This window comes from Pseudomonas sp. G3-19 (assembly GCF_054855875.1).
In genome coordinates, this window is the sequence record NZ_JBMPIQ010000003.1 from 4,818,160 (window position 1) to 4,842,040 (window position 23,881).

Annotated in this window: 23 protein-coding genes; 14 read left to right on the plus strand and 9 right to left on the minus strand. The window is 61.4% G+C overall.

The genetic code is table 11. The annotated features are described in order from the left end of the window. Nucleotides 1–60 precede the first annotated feature (60 nt). Nucleotides 61–1,815 (minus strand): molecular chaperone, encoded by a 1,755-nt coding sequence (locus ACOYXI_RS22005; protein ID WP_461675298.1) that lies wholly within the window; start codon nt 1,813–1,815, stop codon nt 61–63. Between the two features lie 220 nt (nt 1,816–2,035). On the opposite strand from ACOYXI_RS22005, the gene ACOYXI_RS22010 reads away from it, so the two are divergent. Beyond that, the gene (locus tag ACOYXI_RS22010; protein ID WP_027611401.1) at nt 2,036–2,437 is read left to right on the plus strand and encodes a lectin OAA family protein; all 402 of its coding nucleotides are present in this window, start codon (nt 2,036–2,038) and stop codon (nt 2,435–2,437) included. Nucleotides 2,438–2,497: 60 nt separating this feature from the next. Here ACOYXI_RS22010 and asd read toward each other — a convergent pair whose 3' ends face one another. The 3 genes from asd to ACOYXI_RS22025 are packed head-to-tail and all read right to left on the minus strand — an operon-like array spanning nt 2,498 to nt 5,772. After that, nucleotides 2,498–3,358, minus strand: a complete 861-nt coding sequence (gene asd / locus ACOYXI_RS22015; RefSeq protein ID WP_027611402.1) for an archaetidylserine decarboxylase — start codon at nt 3,356–3,358, stop codon at nt 2,498–2,500. Then, entirely contained in the window at nt 3,358–4,191 is an 834-nt protein-coding gene (gene rhdA, locus ACOYXI_RS22020; RefSeq protein WP_134785298.1) for a thiosulfate sulfurtransferase, read from the minus strand. The genes asd and rhdA overlap by 1 nt, the downstream gene beginning before the upstream one ends. A gap of 42 nt (nt 4,192–4,233) precedes the next feature. Next, the gene (locus ACOYXI_RS22025) at nt 4,234–5,772 is read right to left on the minus strand and encodes an HDOD domain-containing protein (protein ID WP_098966923.1); all 1,539 of its coding nucleotides are present in this window, start codon (nt 5,770–5,772) and stop codon (nt 4,234–4,236) included. Between the two features lie 166 nt (nt 5,773–5,938). Here ACOYXI_RS22025 and motA point away from each other — a divergent pair, with 166 nt between their 5' ends. Both motA and motB read left to right on the plus strand, forming a co-directional pair. Then, on the plus strand, nt 5,939–6,790 hold the full coding sequence (gene motA / locus ACOYXI_RS22030; protein ID WP_007952169.1) for a flagellar motor stator protein MotA: 852 nt from the start codon (nt 5,939–5,941) through the stop codon (nt 6,788–6,790). Nucleotides 6,791–6,793: 3 nt separating this feature from the next. Next, on the plus strand, nt 6,794–7,870 hold the full coding sequence (gene motB / locus ACOYXI_RS22035) for a flagellar motor protein MotB (RefSeq protein ID WP_098966924.1): 1,077 nt from the start codon (nt 6,794–6,796) through the stop codon (nt 7,868–7,870). Nucleotides 7,871–7,922: 52 nt separating this feature from the next. Here motB and ACOYXI_RS22040 read toward each other — a convergent pair whose 3' ends face one another. The 4 genes from ACOYXI_RS22040 to rsgA all read right to left on the minus strand — a co-directional run bounded on the left by ACOYXI_RS22040 (nt 7,923) and on the right by rsgA (nt 11,021). Continuing rightward, nucleotides 7,923–8,408, minus strand: coding sequence for a toll/interleukin-1 receptor domain-containing protein (locus ACOYXI_RS22040; RefSeq protein WP_027611406.1), 486 nt, complete (start codon nt 8,406–8,408; stop codon nt 7,923–7,925). Beyond that, nucleotides 8,408–9,367, minus strand: a complete 960-nt coding sequence (locus ACOYXI_RS22045; RefSeq protein ID WP_098966926.1) for a caspase family protein — start codon at nt 9,365–9,367, stop codon at nt 8,408–8,410. The genes ACOYXI_RS22040 and ACOYXI_RS22045 overlap by 1 nt, the downstream gene beginning before the upstream one ends. 2 nt (nt 9,368–9,369) lie before the next feature. Beyond that, complete coding sequence (locus ACOYXI_RS22050; RefSeq protein WP_461675299.1) at nt 9,370–9,777, minus strand: TIR domain-containing protein; 408 nt, start codon at nt 9,775–9,777, stop codon at nt 9,370–9,372. 212 nt (nt 9,778–9,989) lie between these two features. Beyond that, entirely contained in the window at nt 9,990–11,021 is a 1,032-nt protein-coding gene (rsgA, locus tag ACOYXI_RS22055; protein ID WP_095138114.1) for a small ribosomal subunit biogenesis GTPase RsgA, read from the minus strand. A gap of 107 nt (nt 11,022–11,128) precedes the next feature. Between rsgA and orn the strand changes: the two genes are divergently transcribed. Next, complete coding sequence (orn, locus tag ACOYXI_RS22060; RefSeq protein ID WP_003221098.1) at nt 11,129–11,671, plus strand: oligoribonuclease; 543 nt, start codon at nt 11,129–11,131, stop codon at nt 11,669–11,671. Nucleotides 11,672–11,875: 204 nt separating this feature from the next. Further along, complete coding sequence (locus ACOYXI_RS22065; RefSeq protein ID WP_047290974.1) at nt 11,876–12,487, plus strand: trimeric intracellular cation channel family protein; 612 nt, start codon at nt 11,876–11,878, stop codon at nt 12,485–12,487. A gap of 91 nt (nt 12,488–12,578) precedes the next feature. Here the strand turns inward: ACOYXI_RS22065 and queG are convergent, their stop codons facing one another. Beyond that, nucleotides 12,579–13,643 (minus strand): tRNA epoxyqueuosine(34) reductase QueG, encoded by a 1,065-nt coding sequence (gene queG, locus ACOYXI_RS22070; protein ID WP_098966929.1) that lies wholly within the window; start codon nt 13,641–13,643, stop codon nt 12,579–12,581. 63 nt (nt 13,644–13,706) lie between these two features. On the opposite strand from queG, the gene ACOYXI_RS22075 reads away from it, so the two are divergent. From ACOYXI_RS22075 to hflC, 9 genes are all read left to right on the plus strand, one after another. After that, nucleotides 13,707–15,203 carry an NAD(P)H-hydrate dehydratase gene (locus ACOYXI_RS22075; RefSeq protein WP_210556701.1) on the plus strand — a complete coding sequence of 499 codons (1,497 nt, stop codon included), beginning with the start codon at nt 13,707–13,709 and terminating at the stop codon, nt 15,201–15,203. Further along, nucleotides 15,191–15,661 carry a tRNA (adenosine(37)-N6)-threonylcarbamoyltransferase complex ATPase subunit type 1 TsaE gene (gene tsaE / locus ACOYXI_RS22080; RefSeq protein WP_098966932.1) on the plus strand — a complete coding sequence of 157 codons (471 nt, stop codon included), beginning with the start codon at nt 15,191–15,193 and terminating at the stop codon, nt 15,659–15,661. The genes ACOYXI_RS22075 and tsaE overlap by 13 nt, the downstream gene beginning before the upstream one ends. 51 nt (nt 15,662–15,712) lie before the next feature. Then, complete coding sequence (locus tag ACOYXI_RS22085) at nt 15,713–17,092, plus strand: N-acetylmuramoyl-L-alanine amidase (protein WP_371260346.1); 1,380 nt, start codon at nt 15,713–15,715, stop codon at nt 17,090–17,092. A 5-nt stretch (nt 17,093–17,097) separates the two neighbouring features. Next, nucleotides 17,098–18,996, plus strand: coding sequence for a DNA mismatch repair endonuclease MutL (gene mutL / locus ACOYXI_RS22090; protein ID WP_461675576.1), 1,899 nt, complete (start codon nt 17,098–17,100; stop codon nt 18,994–18,996). Beyond that, complete coding sequence (gene miaA, locus ACOYXI_RS22095) at nt 18,996–19,967, plus strand: tRNA (adenosine(37)-N6)-dimethylallyltransferase MiaA (RefSeq protein WP_096794765.1); 972 nt, start codon at nt 18,996–18,998, stop codon at nt 19,965–19,967. The genes mutL and miaA overlap by 1 nt, the downstream gene beginning before the upstream one ends. 94 nt (nt 19,968–20,061) lie before the next feature. Further along, nucleotides 20,062–20,322, plus strand: a complete 261-nt coding sequence (hfq, locus tag ACOYXI_RS22100; protein WP_003221112.1) for an RNA chaperone Hfq — start codon at nt 20,062–20,064, stop codon at nt 20,320–20,322. A 12-nt stretch (nt 20,323–20,334) separates the two neighbouring features. Next, on the plus strand, nt 20,335–21,636 hold the full coding sequence (hflX, locus tag ACOYXI_RS22105; RefSeq protein ID WP_003221114.1) for a ribosome rescue GTPase HflX: 1,302 nt from the start codon (nt 20,335–20,337) through the stop codon (nt 21,634–21,636). Nucleotides 21,637–21,732: 96 nt separating this feature from the next. Next, the gene (hflK, locus tag ACOYXI_RS22110; RefSeq protein WP_007967435.1) at nt 21,733–22,908 is read left to right on the plus strand and encodes an FtsH protease activity modulator HflK; all 1,176 of its coding nucleotides are present in this window, start codon (nt 21,733–21,735) and stop codon (nt 22,906–22,908) included. Continuing rightward, nucleotides 22,908–23,777 (plus strand): protease modulator HflC, encoded by an 870-nt coding sequence (hflC, locus tag ACOYXI_RS22115; RefSeq protein ID WP_027611416.1) that lies wholly within the window; start codon nt 22,908–22,910, stop codon nt 23,775–23,777. Before hflK ends, hflC begins: the two co-directional genes overlap by 1 nt. Nucleotides 23,778–23,881: the final 104 nt, after the last annotated feature.

A 23,881-nucleotide genomic window follows, 5' to 3' on the forward strand; every position in this document is an offset into this window, starting at 1 on the left:
TCCCACATTGAACTCGGTCTCCTGTGGGAGCGGGCTTGCTCGCGAAGGGCTCAACCCGATCTAAAGCGATTTCCACAACGAATCGAAATCCTCCTCGCCCCCGCCATTCTGCGCGGCCTCCAGCGAGCGATAGGCAAACTGATTGAAACTGTGCGTACTCGCCACCCGTCGATCCAGCCCGGCGCGGTGTTCTTCGCCGTGGGTGTTGATCAGCACTTTATTGCCTTCCTGAAACGGCAGGCGCGGGGCGAGCAAGGTCGCGGGCAAGTCGATGGCGCTGATCTCCGGTAGCAGCAGACCGCGCAAATACTGACTGTGATCATCTCGCGAGCGCACCAGTTGCAAACCGCAGGGTTCGGCGTGTGGCGCCACCAGTTCTATGCCCATTTGCGGCCCGCTGCCGCGCACCTGACGAATCCAGCGCACCACCGCAATGCTCCAGCCCTGATTCGCACTGTCCTGAATTCCGAGCATTTCCCCGGCCTGCAATTCGGCGGGTACTTCACTCGGCCACGCCAGACAATAGCCGCCGGGACTGTGGTTGATCACCGGCAAACTGTAGGTCGGATAGTGTGGAGGGCTGTCGGTGTTGCTCTCGTCTTCGCCCAGATGGTCGTACTGGATTTCTTCGTACGGCAGCAACTCTTCAGTCGCGCCCAGCGGTGCGGCGTCGAAGGCCTGGCTCCAGCTGTCCTTTTCGCCCTGGACCACGACGCGACTGAAATTGGCCGCGCGAGCACCGGGATGTTTCAGCAGTTCGCTGAAGCTGCGTTCGCCGCCCAGGTAAAAGTGCAGGGCGCTCATGCCGACGCACACGGTCAGGCTGCCTTGACCGGCGGTGCGCTGAAAACTGCGCTCGGCGGCCTGTCCCCAACTGGCGTGCAAATGTTGCAGGGTATCGAGGCTCAGTCCTGCCGGGACCGGTAGCGGCGTCGACGTCTCCTGCTGCAGTAAATGCGCTTCGATCATGTTCACCAGCGGTTGCGGATCGAAGCCCAGCAATGCGCCCTGTTGTTCTTTGCGAAACATGCTGCGGTAGCGCGGGCCAGCGTCCAGTTCAGCGCTGATGGCGAACAGTCCATCCTGCGGGCTGCCGGGATGCAGCTTGAGCAGGGCACTCCACGGCTCCAGCACTTCGGCCAGCCGGGCGATCTGGTTCTGCCGCAGTTGATTGCAACGGGCGCTGCCCAGCAGCAGGGCGGCGATGTAGGTCTGTTCCAGGCTCAGTTCGCTGCTCAGGCTCGCCAGATCGTCATGCACCCGACGCTGTTGCAACTGCAAGGCGCAAGCGCAGCGATACAACTGATGCAGCTCGAACCACAGATGTTCCGGCGGCGGGCTGTACAGCTGCGTCGCCCGCAGCAGTTGCCCCTTGAGCGCATGCGCGGCCCGTTGCAGGGCCTGACTGACCAGCGCCGCACGATCCTTGTGATACTTGGGGACAATGCGCAGAACGATCTGCTTGTAGCCGATAGCCAGATGACTTTGCAGCGCCTGACACAGGTTGCTGATCTTGCGCGAACGGTCATCGAGCATGATCGCCTGATGCAGGAAATGCCGCTCCAGATGCTGGCAGACGAAGTAAACCTCAGGGCGCAGCAGTTCGAGGAGTTGCAGGCGATTGTCACTAGGGGTGAGCAATTGGTTGAGTTCGCCCAGGCCTTGATACAACTGGCGGGCGGTTTCGCCGATGTTGGCCTTGGGCAGGCCGGCGATCCAGCGCTTGAGATCGCGCGGGGTGGCTTCGCAGAACGACAGGCGCGTTTGCGTCGGGATCGAGGCGCGCAGGGAGGGTTGGAGGCGTGACTCACTCATGCCGTGACTGGCTCCAGCGGCGAAATTGGCAACACCAAGAACTCTAGCAGCTGTGGTCTGTTTCGCCGGATGGCATCAGGCTTTTTGACCGCTGGTCTGCTGGCCGGATGCCATTCAACAAGCCCTACTAGTCTCTCAGACGTGCGATCGGAAACGCACGGTTGCACGGCCTGCCGTCAACCTCGGGCAGGTCTCCCGAAACTTCAAGGAGATGAGGTTCATGTCTAAATATGCAGTGGCAAATCAATGGGGCGGTAGTTCGGCACCGTGGCATCCGGGTGGAACCTGGGTGCTGGGCGGGCGGGACAACCAGCAAGTCGTCGCCATCGAGATCAAGTCGGGCGATGGCGGCAAAAGCTTCACCGGCACCATGACTTACGCCGGCGAAGGCCCGATTGGCTTCAAGGCGCAGCGCACCGGTCAAAATCAATACAACGTCGAGAACCAGTGGGGTGGCAATGATGCCCCATGGCATCCGGGCGGCAAGTGGGTGATCGGTGGCCGGGACAATCAGAACGTTGTCGCGTTGAGCGTCACTTCCAGCGATGGAGGGAAAAACCTCAGTGGCACCAATACCTACGCCAACGAAGGGCCGATCGGCTTCCGTGGGCAGATAGAGTAACGGCGCCTCCCAGGTCGTGTCCGCCCCTTCACAGACGTGTGAAAGGGCGGATCAGCCGGCTCAGGCCGTCGGCAGGGCCAGGGCCTGGCCCATTTGCACTGGCGAACCCGCCACCAGTTCTTCAGCCCATTTCACTTGATCCGGGCCAAACAGCACGATCGCCGTCGAACCCAGTTTGAAGCGCCCCAGTTCCGCACCTTTTTCCAGATGAATCGGCGCACGGGCGGCTTCGTCGTAGCGGAAGGTTTTCAGTTCGCGCTTCGGTGGGGTGACCAGACCGGCCCACACGGTTTCGATCGAGGCGACGATCATCGCGCCGACCAGCACCACGGCCATCGGCCCGCGTTCGGTGTCGAAAATGCATGCTACACGCTCGTTGCGGGCGAACAGCTCCGGAACGTTTTCCGCAGTGGTCTGGTTGACCGAGAAGATCCGGCCCGGGATGTAGACCATCTCGCGCAGGGTGCCGGCCAGCGGCATGTGCACGCGGTGATAATCCTTCGGCGACAGGTAAATGGTGGCGAAGTCGCCGCCCATGAACGGCGCGGCATTCGCCGTGTCACCCCCCAGCAGTTCCAGCACGCTGAAGCTGTGGCCCTTGGCCTGGAACACCCGACCGTGTTCGATCGGGCCGAGCTGGCTGACCGCACCGTCGGCCGGGCTGAGGATCGCGCCCGGAGTCTGGTCCAGTGGCCGCGCGCCGTCTTTCAGGGCTCGGGTGAAGAAGGCGTTGAAGTGCTCGTAGGCGGTCAGGTCTTCGACCAGCGCTTGCGACATGTCCACCTGATAACGCTTGGCGAACCACTGGGTGAAGGCATTCTTGAACCAGCGCACGCGGCACTCGGCAACGCAGCCGGCCAGGCGCGACAGCAGGTGATGAGGCAGCAGGTACTGGCTGAGGATAAACAGACGCTCTTTCATTAGTTGTCCTTAGAACCTTGAATCTCGACAGGCGTGTCAGGGTGGTTGCCCCATTCGCCCCAGGAACCGGCGTAGCCCTTGACCCGCGGATAACCGAGGGACTTGGCCACCAGATAAGTGAAGCCCGACCGGTGATGGGTCTGGCAGTGGGTAATGATTTCTTTGTCCTTGGTGATCCCGAGGTCTTCGAGGATCTGCGGCATGTCCGTGCGAATCCGCAATTGACGCGCCTTGTCCATGCCGGCGGTCCATTCGAAGTTCACCGCGCCGGGGATGTGTCCACCCTTGGCGGCCAGCACTTTCTCACCGGAATATTCTAGCGGCCCGCGTGCGTCCCAGATCGCCAGATCGGCGGCGCCGAGACGGCTTTGCAGGTATTCGCGGGTTGCCGTCGGCTCGTCGTGCAGGGTCAGCGCCACCGGGCCGCCCACCGCAGGCGGCACCTGGATCGACATCGGCATGCCGGCTTCCAGCCACGCCGGCAGACCGCCGTCGACGTAGTGGTATTTGTCGTGACCGATCACGTCGAGCAGCCAGATGAAACGCCCGGCCCAGCCACCGCCCTCGTCGTCATAGACCACGTAGACCGCGTCTGGACGATGGCCCAACTCACCGAACAACGCTTCCAGATCCGCTTTGGCCGGCAGCAGCCCCGGCGCCGGCGGCTGGCCGAGCTGGGTGCGCTTGGGGTCGACAAAACGTGCGCCGGGCAGATGGCCCTCGGTATAGCGGGCGGCACTGGTCAGGTCCACCAGAATCAGTTCGCTGGCATCCAGACGAGGGAGCAGGTCGCTCGGTTCGATGACGAGCGGCAAGCCAGAGAAGTCAGACATGTGAGGTCTCCAGAGCACAAAGGGGGGGATTGTAGCGCAGCCTCATCGGCCACGGCTGCTAAAGCTGTGCAGGGCCTTTTCGATGCACTGCGCGGTTTTGCCGAAAGCCTGCACGCTGATGTCGGCGAACGGCCCACCGCCCTGGTCGGCGACGACGATCATGATCACCCGGCCGTTATTGACCAGCGAACGCAGGAACAGATGCTCGCCACGGAACAGCGCACGCAGGCCCGGCGGCAACAATGCGGAAAATTGTGCGTTGTTCTCGGGGTTGATCCGCACCTGTGCCTGTTGTGCGAGCAGGCGCTGCAAGACTTTGCTCTGACTGACGACAAAATTCAGCGCGGCGGCTTCCTTCGGCAAACCGAAGGTCTGGTTCACCCGCAGATTCGATTGCGTGCGGTCGGCCATCAGAATCATCACCCGGCGCATGCCGCTGGCGACCAGCGCATCACGGGCGGCGACGGTCAGGCTCATGGCATTGGTGAAGCGACTTGGCTCGGCCAGCAGTTCGGCGCATTGCCGGCGCCATTGAGTCAGATCCTCGGCATTCGGCGCCGCCGCCGGCAGCATCCCGGCCGGCAAGCGATGGGTGCCCCATGGCCATAATAATGAAACGGCCGGGTGCCACAGATCGGGCATGGCATGCTGGCGCGCACTGTTGGCGGCTTGCTGGTGCAACTGCTGCTGCACTTCGTCCATCGAGATTTGCAGATAAAGGCTGGTCAGGTACTGCCAGCGCTCGCTGTGCGGACTGTCCCAGGCCTGTTGTGCCGACAGCGCCAGGCCGTTGGCCAGCAACACGGTGTTGGCCGGCTGGTTGAGCCAGCGGCGCAGGGTCGGATCGTCGTCGAGGCGATTCTGCTGGCGCAACGGATGTTCGCTGTCGCGGGCGATGCGCAGAACTTTCACCAGTTCGCGCTGTTCGCTGAGCAGCAGTTTATAACCCTGCTGCACCCAGATCGGCAGGTGCCAGACTTGCACCAGCGCCTCGGCGATCTTCAGCAGGCGCACGCCAAACAATTGCTTCTCGACCGTGCGCGCCGATTCGCCCTTGTGGATAACCCGCAGCTCCCACTCTTCGAGCAATTCGGGAAACGTCAGCGCCAGCGGCCATAACGGCGACAGAAACAACAGGCTGCCCCAGTGAATGTCCTGCCACAGGCGCGCCAGGCGACTGGCAAAAAAACCGTTGGCCTGTTGTGTCGCGTGCTGGCTGATCATCTGCAGTTGGCGCAAGGCCTTGGGGATCTGCATCTGCGGTTCGACGGGCAGACGTGCGAGCAATTCTTCGGTACGCGCCAGGCCCAGACGGTTGATCGCCACCTCGAGATTTTCCGCCGGAGCGGCCATGGTGCCGTGGGTGTGACGATTTGCCTCACGGATGATGCTCAAGGCCAGCGCCGGACTGTCCTGCATCAGGTCGGCGATATCGCGCAACGAGCTGCGGTTGTCGCGGATCGCCCGGCAAACCTTGTCGTGCGCCTCTTGCGGCACGGGCAGGCGCACGCCATCGAGCAGTTTGACCCAGCCCTCGAGCGTGGTCGGTTTTGCGTGTGGGACGTTCGTTTCATTAGCCATGTCTGGACGAGATCTTCACTGACTGTAGACGCGCCCGGCATGGGCTAAATTGGCTTTTCGCCTGAACTGGCTATAGTCTGGCGCAGTTTTGCCGATAAGTAGAAGAAGAGATTTTTTAACTTCCGAATATGACCTTGAACCCGACTTAAATAAGTACTTTCTACCTATGGCTAAAATTATCGGCATCATCGTCGTATTCGCGAGCGTGCTCGGCGGATACGTGCTCTCCCACGGCAAAATTGCCGCCCTGATCCAGCCCTTCGAGGTGATGATCATCGGTGGTGCGGCCCTCGGTGCATTCCTCCAGGCCAACCCCGGTTACATGACGATGCACGTGCTCAAGAAATCCCTGAGCATGTTCAGTTCGCGCTTCAGCCACACGTTCTATCTGGAAGTGCTCGGCCTGATCTACGAGATCCTCAACAAGAGCCGCCGCGAAGGCATGATGGCCATCGAAGGCGACATCGAAGACGCTGCCGCGAGCCCGATCTTCGCCAAGTACCCGGCCGTGCTCAAAGACGAACGCATGACCGCGTTCATCTGCGATTACCTGCGCATCATGTCCTCCGGCAACATGGCTCCGCATGAGCTGGAAGGCCTGTTCGACATGGAACTCTACAGCCTCAAGGAAGACCTCGAGCACCCGTCCCATGCGGTGAACGGCATCGCCGACGCCATGCCCGGTTTCGGTATCGTCGCGGCGGTACTGGGTATCGTGGTGACCATGGCGTCCCTGGGTGAAGGCGATCAGAAGTCCATCGGTCTGCACGTGGGTGCGGCACTGGTCGGTACCTTCTTCGGTATTCTCGCGGCCTACGGCTTCTTCGGGCCGTTGGCGCATTCCCTGGCGCACGATGCCAAGGAAGAACTGAACGTCTACGAAGCCATCAAGGCCTCGCTGGTGGCGTCGGCTTCCGGTATGCCGCCATCGCTGGCCGTGGAGTTCGGGCGCAAGGTTCTGTACCCGGCGCACCGTCCAAGCTTTGCCGAGCTGGAACAAGCCGTTCGCGGTCGCTAAGCCATGGAAAATAATCAGCCGATAATCATCAAGCGCGTCAAGCGCATAGCCGGTGGGCACCACGGCGGGGCGTGGAAAATCGCCTTCGCCGACTTCGCCACGGCGATGATGGCGTTTTTCCTGGTGTTGTGGCTGCTGTCCACCGCAACGCCTGAGCAGAAGATCGCCATCGCCGGTTACTTCAAGGACCCGGTCGGCTTCTCCGAAAGTGGCACGCCGTACATCATTGATCTGGGCGGCACGCCGACCCTGGCGCCGGAAAACACCCTCAACCCTGAGGTGAAGTCGCAGCCGCAACCGGACAAGGTCACGGTCGACACCGAGCAGGTCGAAGGCATGGCCGAGCAGGTCGAGAAAGAGCGCCTGGAGCTGTTGCTGCAAGAACTGCAGAACAAGGTCGACGAGAACCCGCAGCTGCAGAAGTTCAAGGATCAGATCCTGTTCGAGATCACCCCGAACGGCTTGCGCATTCAGATCATGGACGCGGAAAACCGGCCGATGTTCGACTCGGGCTCCGCGCGTCTGAAGCCGTACTTCGAAGACATCCTGCTGGCCATGGCCGACACCATCAAAGCGGTGCCGAACAAGATCAGCATCAGCGGCCACACCGACGCCAAGCCGTACATCGGCACCGGCGATTTCGGCAACTGGGAGCTCTCGGCCAACCGTGCCAACGCTGCACGGCGTGCGCTGGTGGCCGGGAGCTATCCGGATTCGCAGGTGGCGCGGGTTGTCGGTTATGCCTCGTCGGCGCTGTTCGACAAGGAAAACCCGTTCAATCCGGTCAACCGCCGCATCGACATCGTGGTCCTGACCAAAAAGGCCCAGGCCGCCATCGAAGGTTCGCAAGGTGCCGACGCGGCCAAGCCAGCCGCCGAAGGTCAGAACGGCGCCGCTCCGGCGACGCCGGTCGATCCGAACGCGCTGCCGGCGGATCAGCAACCGGTGCCGGCGCACGAGTTGCGCGAACGCTTGAACCTGTTCGACGACGCCGCACCGAAACCGGCAGTGCCGGGGACTGCGGCGCCAGCGCCAACAGCTCCGCCAGCCGCTGCACCGGCCCCTGCGCCGAAGCAGTGAGCGACAAAAAAGCCGACAGTGATGTCGGCTTTTTTGTGGCTGTCGATTGGCCTCAGAAACCGCGCCGAATCCGGTTCTTCAGTTGTTCATGGAAAAGATCGGCGTTGCGCTTATAGGTGCCGCTGAAGGATTCGTTGCTCGAATCCAGCGTCATCGAGCGCTTGCTCGATACTTCTTCACGATAGGCATCGATGAAGAAATTCAGATCACTGGCCGTGCTCAGCTTCGGCCACTTGTCCAGATACTCCGGCAGCTTTGCCGGCCCGGTGCGGAACGAGCAGATCCGGCGGTTGCTGATGGTCGCTTCGCCGATTTCGAACGGCACCCACCACGACAGAGCGGTTTTCTCTGAAACCACCGCGAGCAGGTGTGTGCATTCGGTGATGTTGCGGGTGATCACCCCGGTGATGTCGTCGGTGGTCTGCGACTCCGGGTCGAGTACGTCGAGGTAAGTCTTGATGTTGGCCTGCATCAATTGCGCATTGATCGCCATGGCCTGCGGGCGATCCATGTGGCGGTAGCTGATGAATACGGGCATCAGAAGTGTCCTTTGAGGGCGAGTTCACGGTAATAGGCGCCGAGCGCCGTGAGGCGGCAGCCCGTGGAGTGAATGGCGGCGTAGTACATGTGCTCGGCATCCACCGGTTCGATCAAGCTGTGGCGATTGCACATTTGCAGTTGCTTGAAAATGTCGCCGTGCTCGGGGTCGAACAGCGCTTCGGTGGGCTCGTAGCTGGGATCGAGTCTGAAAACGAAGCTCGGCTCCGGGAACCAGTCCTTGAGTTTGCGCAGGGTTTCCTCGGCAATCAGCGGCGCGACCTCGCGTAGCGGTACGAACTGCGAGACATTGGTCTTGAATACCGGACGCTGTTCCCAGGCGCCCAGCGCATTGTCGACAAACGAGTAAACGCTACCGGGGGTGACCTTGCCGAGTACGTTGGCAGCGCCACCGTGCAGCGCTTGCAGCAACAGATCCGTGAAGACGCCATGACCGCGACTTTCCAGGGCGTACTGTTCTTTTTTGCAGGCCGTGAGAATGGTCACGCCTTCGCCGATCACACTGCTGCCGCCACGCAGATTGCGCATGGCGCCTGCTGCGCCGGCCTGGCAGCAATCGAGAATGATGATTTTGTTCTTGATGTGCGGGGCCTTGTCCGCCCATTCCAGAATGTCGCTGATGCGGATCCCGTCTCCGCCAGGCTGATAGTCCTGGGGAATCAGGAGTCCTTCGTCGATGCTGGTGTCAAACTGACCATGGCCGGCGAAGTACAGCAGTGCCACGTCACAATCGCCTGAGAACAGGCTCTGGATCTGCTGTTTCATGTGGCTGAGCGTGAGTTTTTCTTCGGCTGAAGTCAGCACTTTGCTGCTGAAGTTCGGTCGCCCGTTGGCATGACGCTCCAGCACCGACGCCATGGCCATGGCGTCGTTGTTACAGCCGCTCAAGGGCGAGACGTGGTCGTAGTGGTTGATGCCGATAAACAGTCCCTTGCGCATGGTTACACCGCCGTGTGCTGACGGATCGCACCAATAATGCTGTTGGTGTTCCACGCGCACTCGGCGTGCGCCGCCTCACGCACGACGCTGGAAATACGCTCGGCGCCGAACGGCTTGATCGCGATGATCACTTTGCCCATGCGCTTGGCGATCTCGATTTCCTTGTTGATCCACTTGCTGTAAGTCGAATACATCCCGGCCATGATCAGCACCGCCGAGCACGGGCGAATCTTGTTCTCGATGGCTTCTTCGAGTTGCTTGTCGGTCTGCGCGCCCATGATCGGGTTGTGCGGCGGCACGGAAAAATTCTTGAAACTGAAATCCGGTCTGGCGCCGAGCAGGCGTACCAGATTGTCGTGAGCGTGGGCGTAGCTCCACGAATGGCTGATGAACAAATGGTAGGTCTGCATGGGGTTCCTCGAAGGTCGCGAAGGTGCGAAGGAGGACCCCAATCTAGGCATCTGACGCGAGCCTACAAGGGCTGGGCGGTGAAAGAGAAATGTCCTGCAAACAGGTGTGAACGAGTCTGTCAGAAGAGTCTGACGTTTAACGGAATCGAGGATTTGTCAGGCGCGGTCCGACATCCGGCAGCCCTCGGGCGAGAGGCTGCCGGTGCAGATGTTTAGTAGCCGTTTTCCGGCAGGCTGGCGATGATCGAGCGGTAGCTGTTCATCCGCTGCTGCTGCACGCGGCCGTCTTCCAGGGCCTTGAGCAGTGCGCAACCCGGTTCGCGATCGTGCTTGCAGTCGCGGAAGCGGCAAGTGCCGAGCAGGTCGTTGAACTCGATGAAACCGGCTTCGACGTCGGCGCGGCTGACGTGGCCCAGACCGAACTCACGGATACCCGGGGAGTCGATCAACTCGCCGCCGCCCGGGAAGTGGAACAGGCGTGCGGTGGTCGTGGTGTGCGTGCCCTGACCGGAAAGCTCCGACAACGGGCCGACGCGGGTTTCGACTTCCGGCAGCAGGCTGTTGACCAGCGACGACTTGCCGACGCCGGACTGGCCGACGAACACGCTGATGCGCCCGTCGAGCTGCTTCTGCAACTGTTCCATGCCATTGCCGTGATGCGCCGAGACTTCCAGCACCGGATAACCCAGCGTGCGGTACACCGCCAGCAGGGCGTTGAGTGCCGGGGCGTTCTGCTCGTCGATCAGGTCGAACTTGTTCAGCAACAGCAACGGGCGGATGCCGGCGTGTTCGGCGGCGACCAGGTAGCGGTCGATCAGGTTGGCATGCGGCTCGGGCAGCGGTGCGAAGACGATGACGATCATGTCGACGTTGGCGGCGACCGGCTTGAGCTGGCCACGGCTGTCCGGGCGGCAGAGCTCGGTGTTGCGCGGCAGTTGCGCGACGATCACCCCGATGCCCTGGTTGCCGGCGCGCCAGACTACCCGATCACCGGTCACCAGCGCCGGCAGGTTGGCGCGCAAGTGGCAACGGAAAACCTGGCCGGCCTGTTCGCCGTCCACGGCCTCGACTTCGACCTGCACACCGAAGTGGGCGATCACCAGGCCGTGTTGCTCGGGGCCGAGATCGCCGCCCTCGAGGGCTTCGACCGCCGAGGACTCGCGTTTGGCGGCGCGGGCGGCGCGCTCGCCCTGAATCTTTTCGATGCGCCAGTTTTGACGACGATTGAGTTGGCGTTTGGCCATGGGTGTTCCGTCTGAAGAATGCAGCGATTAGGTAAAACGGCCGCGAGTTTAGCACGCCCGGGCACCGGCCTAGGCTAAACTGCGCAGCATTGCCTAGGAGCCCGAATATGCAAAACCCGCAGAACCTGATCTGGATCGACCTGGAAATGACCGGTCTGGATCCGGAAAACGACGTCATCATCGAAATGGCCACCATTGTCACTGACAGTGACCTGAACACCCTGGCCGAAGGTCCGGTGATCGCCATCCACCACAGTGACGAAGTGCTCGCCCGCATGGACGAGTGGAACACCCGCACCCACGGCAACTCGGGCCTGACCCAGCGCGTGCGTGACAGCCGTATCAGCATGGCCGAGGCCGAGGCCGAAACCATCGCTTTCCTCGAGAAATGGGTACCGAAGGGCAAGTCGCCGATCTGCGGCAACAGCATCTGCCAGGATCGTCGCTTCCTTTATACCCACATGAAGGCACTGGAAAGCTACTTCCACTACCGCAACCTCGACGTGTCGACGCTCAAAGAGCTGGCCGCACGCTGGGCACCGGACGTGCGCGACAGCTTCAAGAAGGGCAGCACTCACCTGGCGCTGGACGACATCCGCGAATCGATCGCCGAGCTGCAGCACTACCGCAAGCATTTCATCAAATTCTGATTGAGGGGTGTCTGCCCTGACGTCTTCGCGAGCAAGCCCGCTCCCACAATTTGGAATGCGTTCCCCCTGTGGGAGCGGGCTTGCTCGCGAAGAGGGCGTCAGAGTCCCGTAAGATTCAAGTCAGAAATGCATCCCGGAGCGCGCCCCCTTCTGGTGCGGCGCTGAAATGGCTAGACTGCGCGCCTTCCTGCCAGGACCGCCGCCATGTTGCTGATGCTCTATCTGATCGCCATTACCGCTGAAGCCATGACCGGCGCGCTGTCTGCCGGGCGGCGCGGCATGGACTGGTTCGGGGTGGTGTTGATCGCCTGCGTCACGGCATTGGGCGGCGGTTCGGTGCGCGATGTGTTGCTTGGGCATTATCCGCTGACGTGGGTCAAACACCCGGAATACCTGGTGCTGACCTCAGCCGCCGCGATGCTCACCGTGTTCACCGCGCGCTGGATGCGCCACCTGCGTTCGCTGTTTCTGGTGCTCGATGCGGTTGGCCTGGTGGCGTTCACCCTGATCGGCTGCATGACCGCTCTGGAAATGGGCCACGGCATGCTGGTGGCCTCGGTCAGCGGTGTGATCACCGGCGTCTTCGGCGGCATCCTGCGCGACATCTTCTGCAACGACATCCCGCTGATCTTCCGCCGCGAACTGTACGCCAGCGTCTCGTTCGCCGCCGCGTGGTGCTACATGCTCTGCCTGTACCTGAATGTGCCGAGCGAACAGGCGATTCTGATCACCTTGTTCGGCGGCTTTCTGCTGCGGTTGCTGGCCATCCGTTTCCACTGGGAAATGCCCAAGTTCGTCTACAACGACGAGCATTAATACATTTCTCTGTAGGAGCTGCCGCAGGCTGCGATCCTTTGATCTTGTCTTTTAAAAATCAAAGTCAAAAGATCGCAGCCTGCGGCAGCTCCTACAATTGACCGTGCTGTTTCAGCGCCCACTCGACGTGTTCACGTACCAGCTCTGACGGGTAGTCGCGGCGCGCCTTCAAGGCTTCCAGCACCGGAATGCTCGACGGCGCGTTGCCCAAGCCGACCGCCAGATTGCGCAGCCAGCGCTCGTAACCGGCGCGGCGCAGCGGCGAGCCTTCGGTGCTGCTGAGAAATTTATCCTCGTCCCACATGAACAGTTCCGCCAGTTCGGCGTTGTCCAGGTTGTGCCGGGGCTTGAAATCGCTTTCCCCGGATGGCTTGGCGAAGCGGTTCCACGGGCAGACGATCTGGCAGTCGTCGCAGCCGAACACGCGGTTGCCGATCAGCGGGCGCAGGTCTTCGGGGATGGCGTTTTTCAGTTCGATGGTCAGGTAGGAGATGCAGCGCCGGGCGTCCAGCACATAGGGGCCGACGAAGGCGTTGGTCGGGCAGATGTCCAGGCACGCGGTGCAGCGCCCGCAATGTTCGCTGCTGTGCGGTTCGTCCACCGGCAGCGGCAGATCGACAAACAGTTCGCTCAAGAAGAAATAACTGCCGGCCTTTCGGTTCAGTACCAAAGTGTTTTTGCCGATCCAGCCCAGCCCGGCCTGCTCGGCGATGGCTTTTTCCAGCACCGGGGCGCTGTCGACGAAGGCGCGAAAACCGAACGGGCCGATCTCCGACTGAATCCTGTCAGCCAATTGCTGCACACGTTTACGGATCAATTTGTGGTAATCGCGGCCCAAGGCATAACGCGAAACGTAGGCTTTCTCCGGTTGCGCGAGCATTTGCGCCATTTGCGTGTCGCCGGGCAGGTAGTCCATGCGCAGCGAAACCACGCGTAACGTACCCGGAACCAGTTGCTCCGGATGCGAGCGTTTACTGCCGTGGGCGCCCATGTAATCCATTTCGCCGTGGTAGCCGGCGGCGAGCCAGCGCTCCAGGTGCTGCTCATGCTCGGCCAGGTCCAGACCGCTGATGCCGACTTGCTGGAAGCCCAGCTCGCGGCCCCAATCCTTGATCGATTGGGCGAGGGCGGGCAGATCTGTGGTGATGGCGGACATGAGGCGAGAGAAACCGGAGCTGAGGTGCGTATAATTCTGCCAGACATCGGAGCCCGAAGACGCATGCCGCACACGAAAGATGAATTACCCGACGCGCTGTATGGCGCTGCACAGGTGCGAGCACTCGATGCGCGGCTGATCGCTGCGGGCACGCCGGGCTTCGAATTGATGCAGCGCGCCGCGCACGCGACCTGGCGTGCATTGGTGCGGCAATGGCCGTCGGCGAGCGAAATGACTGTGCTTGCCGGGCATGGCAACAACGCCGGTGATGGTTTTCTGATCGCCGCGCTGGCGCACCGGGCCGGGTGGGCGGTGCGGGTGCTGGCCGTCGGTGATCCGCAACGTTTGCAGGGCGATGCAGCACAGGCTTATGCGCAGGCCATCAACGATGGCGTCGCCGTGCAGGGTTGGACCGCGCAAAGCGAGCTGCGCGGGGTGATTGTCGATGCCTTGCTCGGCACTGGGCTGGCCGGCGATGTCCGTGAACCGTATGCCGCTGCAATCAAGGCGATCAATGCCAGTGGCCTGCCGGTGGTGGCGGTGGATATTCCTTCCGGACTGTGTGCCGATACCGGACATGTCCTCGGCATTGCGGTTCACGCTGACCTTACCGTGACTTTCATCGGCTTGAAGCTCGGCCTGTTCACCGGGGATGCGGCGGATCAGGTCGGGGCGTTGGTGTTTAACGATCTGCAAGCCGCCGCCGACATCTACCGTGACATTCCTGTCAGCGCTCTGCGTCTCTCGGCGGCTAATCTTCCACGATTGGCCCCGCGTGCGCCCGCTGCACACAAAGGGCGCTTCGGGCATTTGCTGCTGATCGGTGGCGATCAGGGTTTTGGCGGGGCGATTCTGCTCAGTAGCGAAACGGCCTTGCGCAGCGGCGCGGGCATGGTGTCGCTGGCGACCCGTCCGGAGCATGTCCCGGCAGCGCTGACGCGAATCCCGGAAGTCATGGCCCTCGGCACGTCGTCGGCCAATCAGTTGATGGGGCTGCTGGAAAAGGTTTCGGTGGTGGTTGGTCCGGGACTCGGACAGGCGAGTTGGGGGCGGGCACTGTTGTCCGCTGCCGCCAATGCGCCGCTGCCACAGGTTTGGGACGCCGACGCATTGAATCTGCTGGCGAGCGGATTTGTCAGTCTGCCCAAGGAATGCGTGATCACCCCGCATCCGGGCGAGGCGGCGCGCCTGTTAGGGATCAGCACTGCCGAGGTGCAGGCAGATCGTCCGGCCGCCGCGCGGGCGTTGAGCAAAAAATACTCGGCCGTCGTCGTGCTCAAAGGCGCCGGCAGCCTGATCGCCCACCCCGATGGGCGTCTGGCGCTGTGTCATCAAGGCCATCCGGCCATGGCCACCGCCGGCCTGGGCGACGTACTCGCCGGCTTGACTGGCGCGTTGTTGGCCCAAGGCATGGATGGCTTCGATGCCGCGTGCCTGGCCGTCTGGCTGCACGCCAATGCCGGCGCGCAACAAGGTAAATTCGGCCGTGGACTGGCGGCCAGTGATCTGATTCCAGTCATTCGTCAGTTGTTGGAGGAGCATGCACCGTGTCTGAAGTAACCCTGTACCTGGCCGATGAACAGGCCATGAGCGACTTTGGCGCACGGATCGCCCGCATTACCCAGGGCCACGGCCTGATTTTCCTGGAAGGCAATCTGGGCATGGGCAAAACCACCCTGTCGCGGGGCATCATTCGTGGGCTGGGGCATGTCGGCGCGGTAAAAAGTCCGACCTTCACCTTGGTCGAACCCTACGAGATCGGTGATGTGCGCGCCTTCCACTTCGACCTGTATCGCCTGGTCGATCCGGAGGAGCTGGAGTTTCTCGGCATCCGCGACTATTTCGAAGACGATGCCCTGTGCCTGATCGAGTGGCCCGATAAAGGTGCAGGCTTTTTGCCAAAGCCTGACCTGACCATTACCATTAGCCCGCAAGACAGCGGGCGTTCGCTGAAAATTTTATCCCAGGGCTCGCGTGGCGAGGCCTGGTGTGCCGCTTTGGCATTGGAATCCAATTAAATGATGGGGTTAGGTATGCGCTTTCGCGCGTTGGTGGCTGCCGTTGGACTGATGTTGATGGCAGTAACCGTCAACGCTGTGGCCGAGACAAAGGTCAACAGCGTGCGCCTGTGGCGGGCGCCGGACAACACGCGACTGGTCTTCGACCTGAGCGGTCCGGTGCAGCACAGCGTCTTCACCCTGACCGCACCGGATCGGCTGGTGATCGACATCAATGGCGCCACCCTGGGGGCGCCGTTAAAGGTCTCGACTGCTAACACGCCGATCACCGCGATGCGCTCGGCCCAGCGCACGCCGACCGATCTGCGAGTGGTCATCGACCTGAAAAAAGCCGTCACCCCGAAAAGTTTCTCGCTGGCGCCGAACGCGCAATATGGCAACCGTCTGGTGGTCGACCTGTTCGACAACCCGGCCGATGCCGCGCCGCCGCCTGCGCCAACGCCATCGGTCGCCACCGTGCCGGCAGTGCCGGTGACACCGTCTGAACCGGCGATCAAGTTGCCACCGGCCCCGGCTGGCAAGCGCGACATCATTGTGGTGATCGACGCCGGTCACGGCGGCGAAGACCCGGGTGCGTCCGGCTCGCGCGGCCAGCGTGAGAAAGACGTGGTGCTGCAGATCGCCCGCGAGCTGCAGCGTCAGGTCAACGGCATGAAAGGTTTCCGCGCCGAACTGACCCGTACCGGCGACTACTTCATCCCGTTGCGCGGCCGTACCGAAATTGCCCGCAAGAAGGGCGCCGACCTGTTCGTTTCGATCCACGCCGACGCTGCGCCGTCTGCGGCAGCCTTCGGTGCCTCGGTGTTTGCCCTGTCTGATCGCGGCGCGACATCCGAGACCGCCCGTTGGCTGGCCGACAGCGAAAACCGTTCCGACCTGATCGGTGGTGCCGGCAACGTCAGCCTCGACGACAAGGACCGCATGCTCGCCGGCGTACTGCTTGACTTGTCGATGACCGCATCGCTGACTTCCAGCCTCAACGTCGGCCAGAAAGTCCTGACCAACATCGGTCGCGTGACTCCGTTGCACAAGCAGCGCGTGGAGCAGGCCGGGTTCATGGTGTTGAAGTCGCCGGACATCCCGTCGATCCTCGTCGAAACCGGCTTCATCTCCAACGCCAACGAGGCGAACAAACTATCGGCTTCAAGCCACCAGCAGGCGCTGGCGCGTTCGATCAGCAGCGGCGTGCGCCAGTTCTTCCAGCAGAATCCGCCACCGGGCACCTACATTGCCTGGCTGCGTGACTCCGGCAAGATCGCCCAAGGCCCGCGCGATCACCGCGTGAGCCCGGGCGAGACGCTGGCGATGATCGCCGTGCGTTATCAGGTGTCCCCCGCGACGCTGCGCAGTGCCAACAATCTAAGTAGCGATGAGCTGAAGATCGGCCAGCACCTGACCATTCCCGGCACCGAACTGGCGTCCAAAGAATGAATCAGGTGTTGAAAGCCGCACGCATCGAACTGCTCAGCCCGCGGCTGGCGAACCAGATCGCCGCCGGCGAGGTGGTCGAGCGCCCGGCTTCGGTGATCAAGGAGTTGCTGGAAAACAGTCTCGACTCCGGTGCCAAGCGCATCGATGTCGATGTCGAGCAGGGCGGCGTCAAGCTGCTGCGGGTGCGTGACGATGGCAGCGGCATTTCCGCCGACGACCTGCCGCTGGCGCTGGCCCGTCACGCCACCAGCAAGATTCGCAATCTCGAAGATCTGGAGCAGGTGATGAGCCTGGGCTTCCGTGGTGAGGCACTGGCGTCGATCAGCTCCGTGGCGCGCCTGACCCTGACCTCGCGCACCCGCGATGCTGATCAGGCCTGGCAGGTCGAAACCGAAGGTCGCGACATGGCGCCTCGGGTGCAGCCGGCGGCGCATCCGGTCGGTACCTCGGTGGAAGTGCGCGACCTGTTTTTCAATACGCCGGCGCGGCGCAAGTTTCTCAAGACCGAAAAAACCGAATTCGATCACCTGCAAGAAGTGATCAAGCGTCTGGCGCTGGCGCGTTTCGACGTGGCCTTCCATCTGCGCCACAACGGCAAGACCATCCTCAGCCTGCACGAGGCCCACGATGATGCAGCCCGCGCCCGGCGTGTGGCGGCGATCTGTGGTTCGGGGTTCCTCGAGCAGGCGCTGCCGATCGAGATCGAGCGCAATGGCCTGCATCTGTGGGGCTGGGTCGGGTTGCCGACCTTCAACCGCAGCCAGGCGGACTTGCAGTATTTCTTCGTAAACGGTCGTGCGGTGCGCGACAAGCTGGTGGCCCACGCGGTGCGTCAGGCTTATCGCGATGTGCTGTTCAACGGTCGTCATCCGACCTTCGCGCTGTTTTTCGAAGTCGATCCGGCGGCGGTGGACGTCAACGTGCACCCGACCAAGCACGAAGTGCGCTTCCGTGACGGGCGCATGGTGCATGACTTCCTTTATGGCACGTTGCACCGCGCCTTGGGTGATGTGCGTCCGGAAGATCAGCTAGCCGGCTCTGTCACCACCGCTGTGGTGCGTCCAAGCGGCATCGAGGCCGGCGAGTTCGGCCCGCAGGGCGAAATGCGTCTGGCGGCCAACGCGCTGCTGGAACAGCCGCAGGCGCAACCGGCGTTCAATACTTCGTCGGGCGCCAGCGCTGGTGGCGCTTATCAGTATCAGTACACGCCGCGTCCGCAGTCGGCTGTGCCGGCCGCCGAGGCACAAGCTGCTTACCGCGAGTTCTTCGCACCGTTGCCGGAAGCGAATGCCAACGCGCTGCCAGCCGGCCAGGAAGACATTCCGCCGCTCGGTTACGCGCTGGCGCAGCTCAAGGGCATCTACATTCTCTCCGAGAATGCTCAGGGGCTGGTGCTGGTGGACATGCATGCCGCGCACGAGCGGATCATGTACGAACGCCTGAAAATCGCCATGGCCAGCGAAGGTCTCAGCGGTCAGCCGCTGTTGGTGCCGGAGTCGCTGGCGGTCAGTCAGCGAGAGGCCGATTGCGCTGAAGAACACGCTGCATGGTTCCAGAAACTGGGCTTCGAGCTGCAGCGTCTGGGCCCGGAAACATTGGCAATCCGCCAGATTCCGGCGCTGCTCAAGCAGGCCGAGGCCAATCGTCTGGTGGGTGACGTGCTGTCGGACCTGATGGAATACGGCACCAGCGACCGGATTCAGGCGCACCTGAACGAACTGCTCGGCACCATGGCCTGCCACGGCGCGATCCGTGCCAACCGGCGCCTGGCCCTGCCGGAAATGAACGGCCTGCTGCGCGACATGGAAAACACCGAGCGCAGCGGTCAATGCAACCATGGCCGACCGACCTGGACCCAGCTGGGCCTGGACGATCTGGACAAACTGTTCCTGCGCGGTCGTTGATGAGCCAGCTTCCTCCAGCGATTTTTCTGATGGGCCCGACCGCTGCGGGCAAGACCGACCTGGCCATCGAGCTGACCAAGGTGCTGCCGTGCGAGCTGATCAGCGTCGACTCGGCGCTGGTCTATCGCGGCATGGACATCGGCACCGCCAAACCTTCCAAAGAATTGCTGGCCGAGTTTCCGCACCGGTTGATCGACATTCTTGATCCGGCCGAGGCCTATTCGGCTGCGGATTTCCGCCGCGATGCCCTGCAAGCCATGGCTGAAATCACCGCACGCGGGAAAATTCCGCTGCTGGTCGGCGGCACCATGCTCTATTACAAGGCGTTGGTTGATGGCCTGGCGGACATGCCGGCGGCGGATCCCGAAGTCCGTGCGCAGATCGAGGAAGAGGCTGCACGCCTTGGCTGGCAAGCCTTGCATGATCAACTGGCGAGCATCGATCCGGTATCGGCGGCACGCATTCATCCGAACGATCCGCAGCGCCTGAGTCGGGCGCTGGAGGTTTATCGGGTCAGCGGTCAGAGCATGACTGCCCTGCGTCAGCAACAATCTGCGCAAAGTACTGAAGCAGCCGCTTCGGGACGGCAACAATTGCCCTATACTGTCGCGAACTTGGCCATTGCTCCGGCAAATCGCCAGGTACTGCATGAGCGCATTAAACAAAGATTCACAAATATGCTGGAACAGGGGTTCATCGACGAGGTCGTAGCCCTGCGTAAAAGAAGTGACCTGCATTCCGGGTTGCCGTCTATACGTGCGGTAGGCTACCGCCAAGTCTGGGACTACCTGGATGGCAAGCTGTCGTTAGCTGAAATGCAGGAACGCGGCATCATTGCCACGCGTCAATTGGCCAAGCGCCAGTTCACCTGGCTGCGCAGCTGGGAAGAACTGCACTGGCTGGACAGTCTTGATTGCGACAATCTGCCACGCGCCTTGAAATACCTTGGGACCATCTCCATATTGAGCTGAGTCCTTGCAATTGCCGTCTATCCTTGGGGGTGTGGCGGCCAAAGCCATCTGAATTACCTATTTTTATTATTGAATCCTTAAAGGAGTGCGGCACATGTCAAAAGGGCATTCGCTACAAGACCCTTACTTGAATACTTTACGTAAAGAGAAAGTTGGGGTTTCCATCTACCTGGTCAACGGTATCAAACTGCAAGGCACGATCGAGTCGTTCGACCAGTTCGTTATCCTGCTGAAAAACACCGTCAGCCAGATGGTTTACAAACACGCTATCTCGACAGTCGTGCCAGTACGTCCAATTCGTCTGCCTAGCGCAACCGAATCCGATGCGGGTGACGCTGAGCCAGGTAACGCCTGATAGGAGTCTCCTTTGTTCTTTGAGCGCCACGGTGGTGGTGAGCGAGTCATCCTCGTTCACTTGGAAGGTCAGGACCCTGAGGCGCGCGAAGATCCGCAGGAGTTTCAGGAATTGGCTAATTCGGCGGGCGCCGAGACCGTTGCGTTTTTTAACGTACCGCGTCATCGGCCAACCGCCAAATTCCTGATTGGCAGCGGCAAGGTCGAGGAATTACGCGACCTGGTCCATGCCGAAAAGGCCGATCTGGTGATTTTCAATCACATTCTCACGCCCAGTCAGGAACGTAACCTCGAACGTGTTTTCGAGTGTCGCGTGATCGACCGTACCGGCCTGATTCTCGATATCTTCGCTCAGCGCGCCCGTACCCATGAAGGCAAGCTCCAGGTAGAACTGGCCCAGCTTGATCACATGAGCACCCGCCTGGTTCGCGGCTGGACTCACCTTGAGCGTCAGGGTGGCGGTATCGGCATGCGTGGCCCGGGTGAAACCCAGCTCGAAACCGACCGGCGTCTGCTGCGGGTTCGTCTGCGTCAGATCAAGGGTCGTCTGGAAAAAGTGCGCAGCCAGCGCGAGCAATCGCGTCGCGGCCGTTCCCGTGCGGATATCCCTACCGTGTCTCTGGTGGGCTATACCAACGCCGGCAAATCCACGCTGTTCAATAACGTGACCAAATCCGAGGTGTACGCGGCCGACCAGTTGTTCGCCACCCTCGACCCGACCCTGCGCCGTCTGGAACTGGACGACCTGGGGCCGATCGTTCTGGCTGACACGGTAGGGTTCATTCGGCACTTGCCGCACAAGCTGGTCGAGGCATTTCGGTCTACGCTCGAAGAGTCGAGCAATTCCGACCTGCTGTTGCACGTGATCGATGCGGCCGAACCGGATCGCATGTTGCAGATCGAGCAGGTGATGGTGGTACTGGGCGAGATCGGAGCCCAGGACTTGCCGATCCTCGAGGTATACAACAAACTCGATTTGCTTGAAGGCGTTGAGCCACAGATCCAGCGCGATGCCGATGGCAAACCGCAGCGGGTCTGGCTGTCGGCGCGCGATGGCACGGGGCTGGAATTGCTTGAGCAAGCCATTGCCGAGTTGCTGGGCAGTGATTTGTTTGTGGGGACATTGCGCTTGCCGCAACGGTTCGCTCGACTGCGTGCGCAGTTCTTCGAACTCGGTGCGGTACAGAAAGAAGAGCATGACGAAGAAGGCATCTGCCTGCTGGCCGTTCGTTTGCCCCGGGTCGAGTTGAATCGACTGGTAAGCCGCGAAGGATTGCAGCCGATGGAATTCATCGAGCAACACACTTTGCAATAAAAGCCTGGCAAAGCGGTTGTGCCGCAACGGCAGGCATTCTGTAGCATTGGTCGGCGCGCCGTGGGTGCGTCTTTGCTTTATCAGATGGAGAGCGCTATGGCTTGGAATGAGCCGGGTGGCAACTCGAATAATCAGGATCCTTGGGGTGGCAAGCGCCGCAATAACGGCGACCGCAAGGGGCCACCGGATCTCGACGAGGCCTTCCGAAAGCTGCAGGAAAGCCTGAACGGGTTGTTCGGTGGTGGTAAGAAACGCGGTGGTGATGACGGCGGTGGTTCGGGCAGGAGTGGTGGCGGCTTCGGCGGTCTGCTCGGCATCGGCCTCGTGGTGCTGGCGGCTGTCTGGCTGTACAGCGCGGTCTATGTGGTCGACGAGCAGGAGCAAGCCGTGGTGCTGCGCTTCGGCAAGTACTACGAGACCGTCGGCCCCGGCCTGAACATCTACTTCCCGCCGATCGACAAGAAGTACATGGAAAACGTCACGCGTGAGCGTGCCTACACCAAGCAGGGCCAGATGCTGACTGAAGACGAGAACATCGTCGAAGTGCCGCTGACCGTGCAGTACAAGATCAGCAACCTGCAGGACTTCGTGCTGAACGTCGATCAGCCGGAAATCAGTCTGCAGCATGCGACCGACAGCGCCCTGCGCCACGTGGTGGGTTCGACCGCCATGGATCAGGTGCTGACCGAAGGTCGTGAATTGATGGCCAGCGAAATCAAGGAGCGTCTGCAACGTTTCCTCGATACCTATCGCACCGGTATCACCGTCACCCAGGTCAACGTACAGAGCGCAGCGGCACCGCGTGAAGTGCAGGAAGCCTTCGACGACGTGATCCGCGCCCGTGAAGACGAGCAGCGTTCGCGCAACCAGGCGGAAACCTACGCCAACGGCGTCGTGCCGGAAGCCCGTGGTCAGGCCCAGCGTATCCTCGAGGATGCCAACGGTTACCGCGACGAAACGGTTTCGCGCGCCAAGGGTGAGGCGGATCGCTTTACCAAACTGGTCGCCGAGTATCGCAAGGCCCCTGAAGTCACCCGCCAGCGTCTGTACCTGGACACCATGCAGGAAGTCTTCAGCAATACCAGCAAGGTACTCGTGACCGGCAACAAGAACGGCCAGAGCAACCTGCTTTACCTGCCGTTGGACAAAATGATCCAGAACAGTTCGGGCAGCAATGCACCGGTTACCGGTTCGGCTGCCGCCAGCAACAACACGGACGTCGCGCCGCATGTCACTGACCTGCCGCAGACACGTACAAGGGAGACCCGCTGATGAGCAATAAATCGCTGATCGCCCTGATCGTTGGCGTTGTCGTGGTGCTGGTGGGCTGGAACTGCTTCTATATCGTGGCTCAGACCGAGCGCGCGGTGCTGCTGCAATTCGGTCGTGTGGTTCAGGCCGATGTCCAGCCGGGCCTGCATGTGAAAGTGCCTTACGTTAACCAGGTGCGTAAATTCGACGCACGTCTGATGACGCTGGATGCACCGACACAGCGCTTCCTGACCCTGGAAAAGAAAGCCGTGATGGTCGATGCCTACGCCAAGTGGCGCGTGAAAGATGCCGAGCGCTTCTACACCGCGACTTCCGGCCTCAAGCAGATCGCCGACGAGCGTCTGTCCCGTCGTCTGGAATCCGGTCTGCGTGACCAGTTCGGCAAGCGCACCCTGCACGAAGTGGTGTCGGGTGAGCGTGATGCGCTGATGGCTGACATAACCGCGTCGCTGAACAAGATGGCGGAAAAAGAGCTGGGTATCGAAGTCGTCGATGTCCGGGTCAAGGCCATCGATCTGCCGAAAGAAGTGAACCGCAGCGTGTTCGAACGTATGAGCACCGAGCGTGAGCGTGAAGCTCGCGAGCACCGCGCCAAGGGTAACGAGCTGGCCGAAGGCATCCGTGCCGACGCCGATCGTCAACGCCGCGTGCTGCTGGCTGAAGCCTATCGTGAGTCCGAAGAGATTCGCGGTGATGGCGATGCCCAGGCCGCTGCGATCTACTCCAAGGCCTACGGCCAGGATCAGGAGTTCTACGGTTTCTACCGTAGCCTGCGTGCCTACCGTGAAAGCTTCGCGAACAAATCCGACGTCATGGTTCTCGACCCAAGCAGCGACTTCTTCCGTTACCTGGAAAAGTCCAAGCCTTGATACGACGTTGACCTGAATCATTCCGCCCGGCGGCTAAAACCTCGGGCGGGGTGATCCTTTGGGAAAACGTGTGTATGATGCGGCAGCCGGGAAATTCCCGGCTT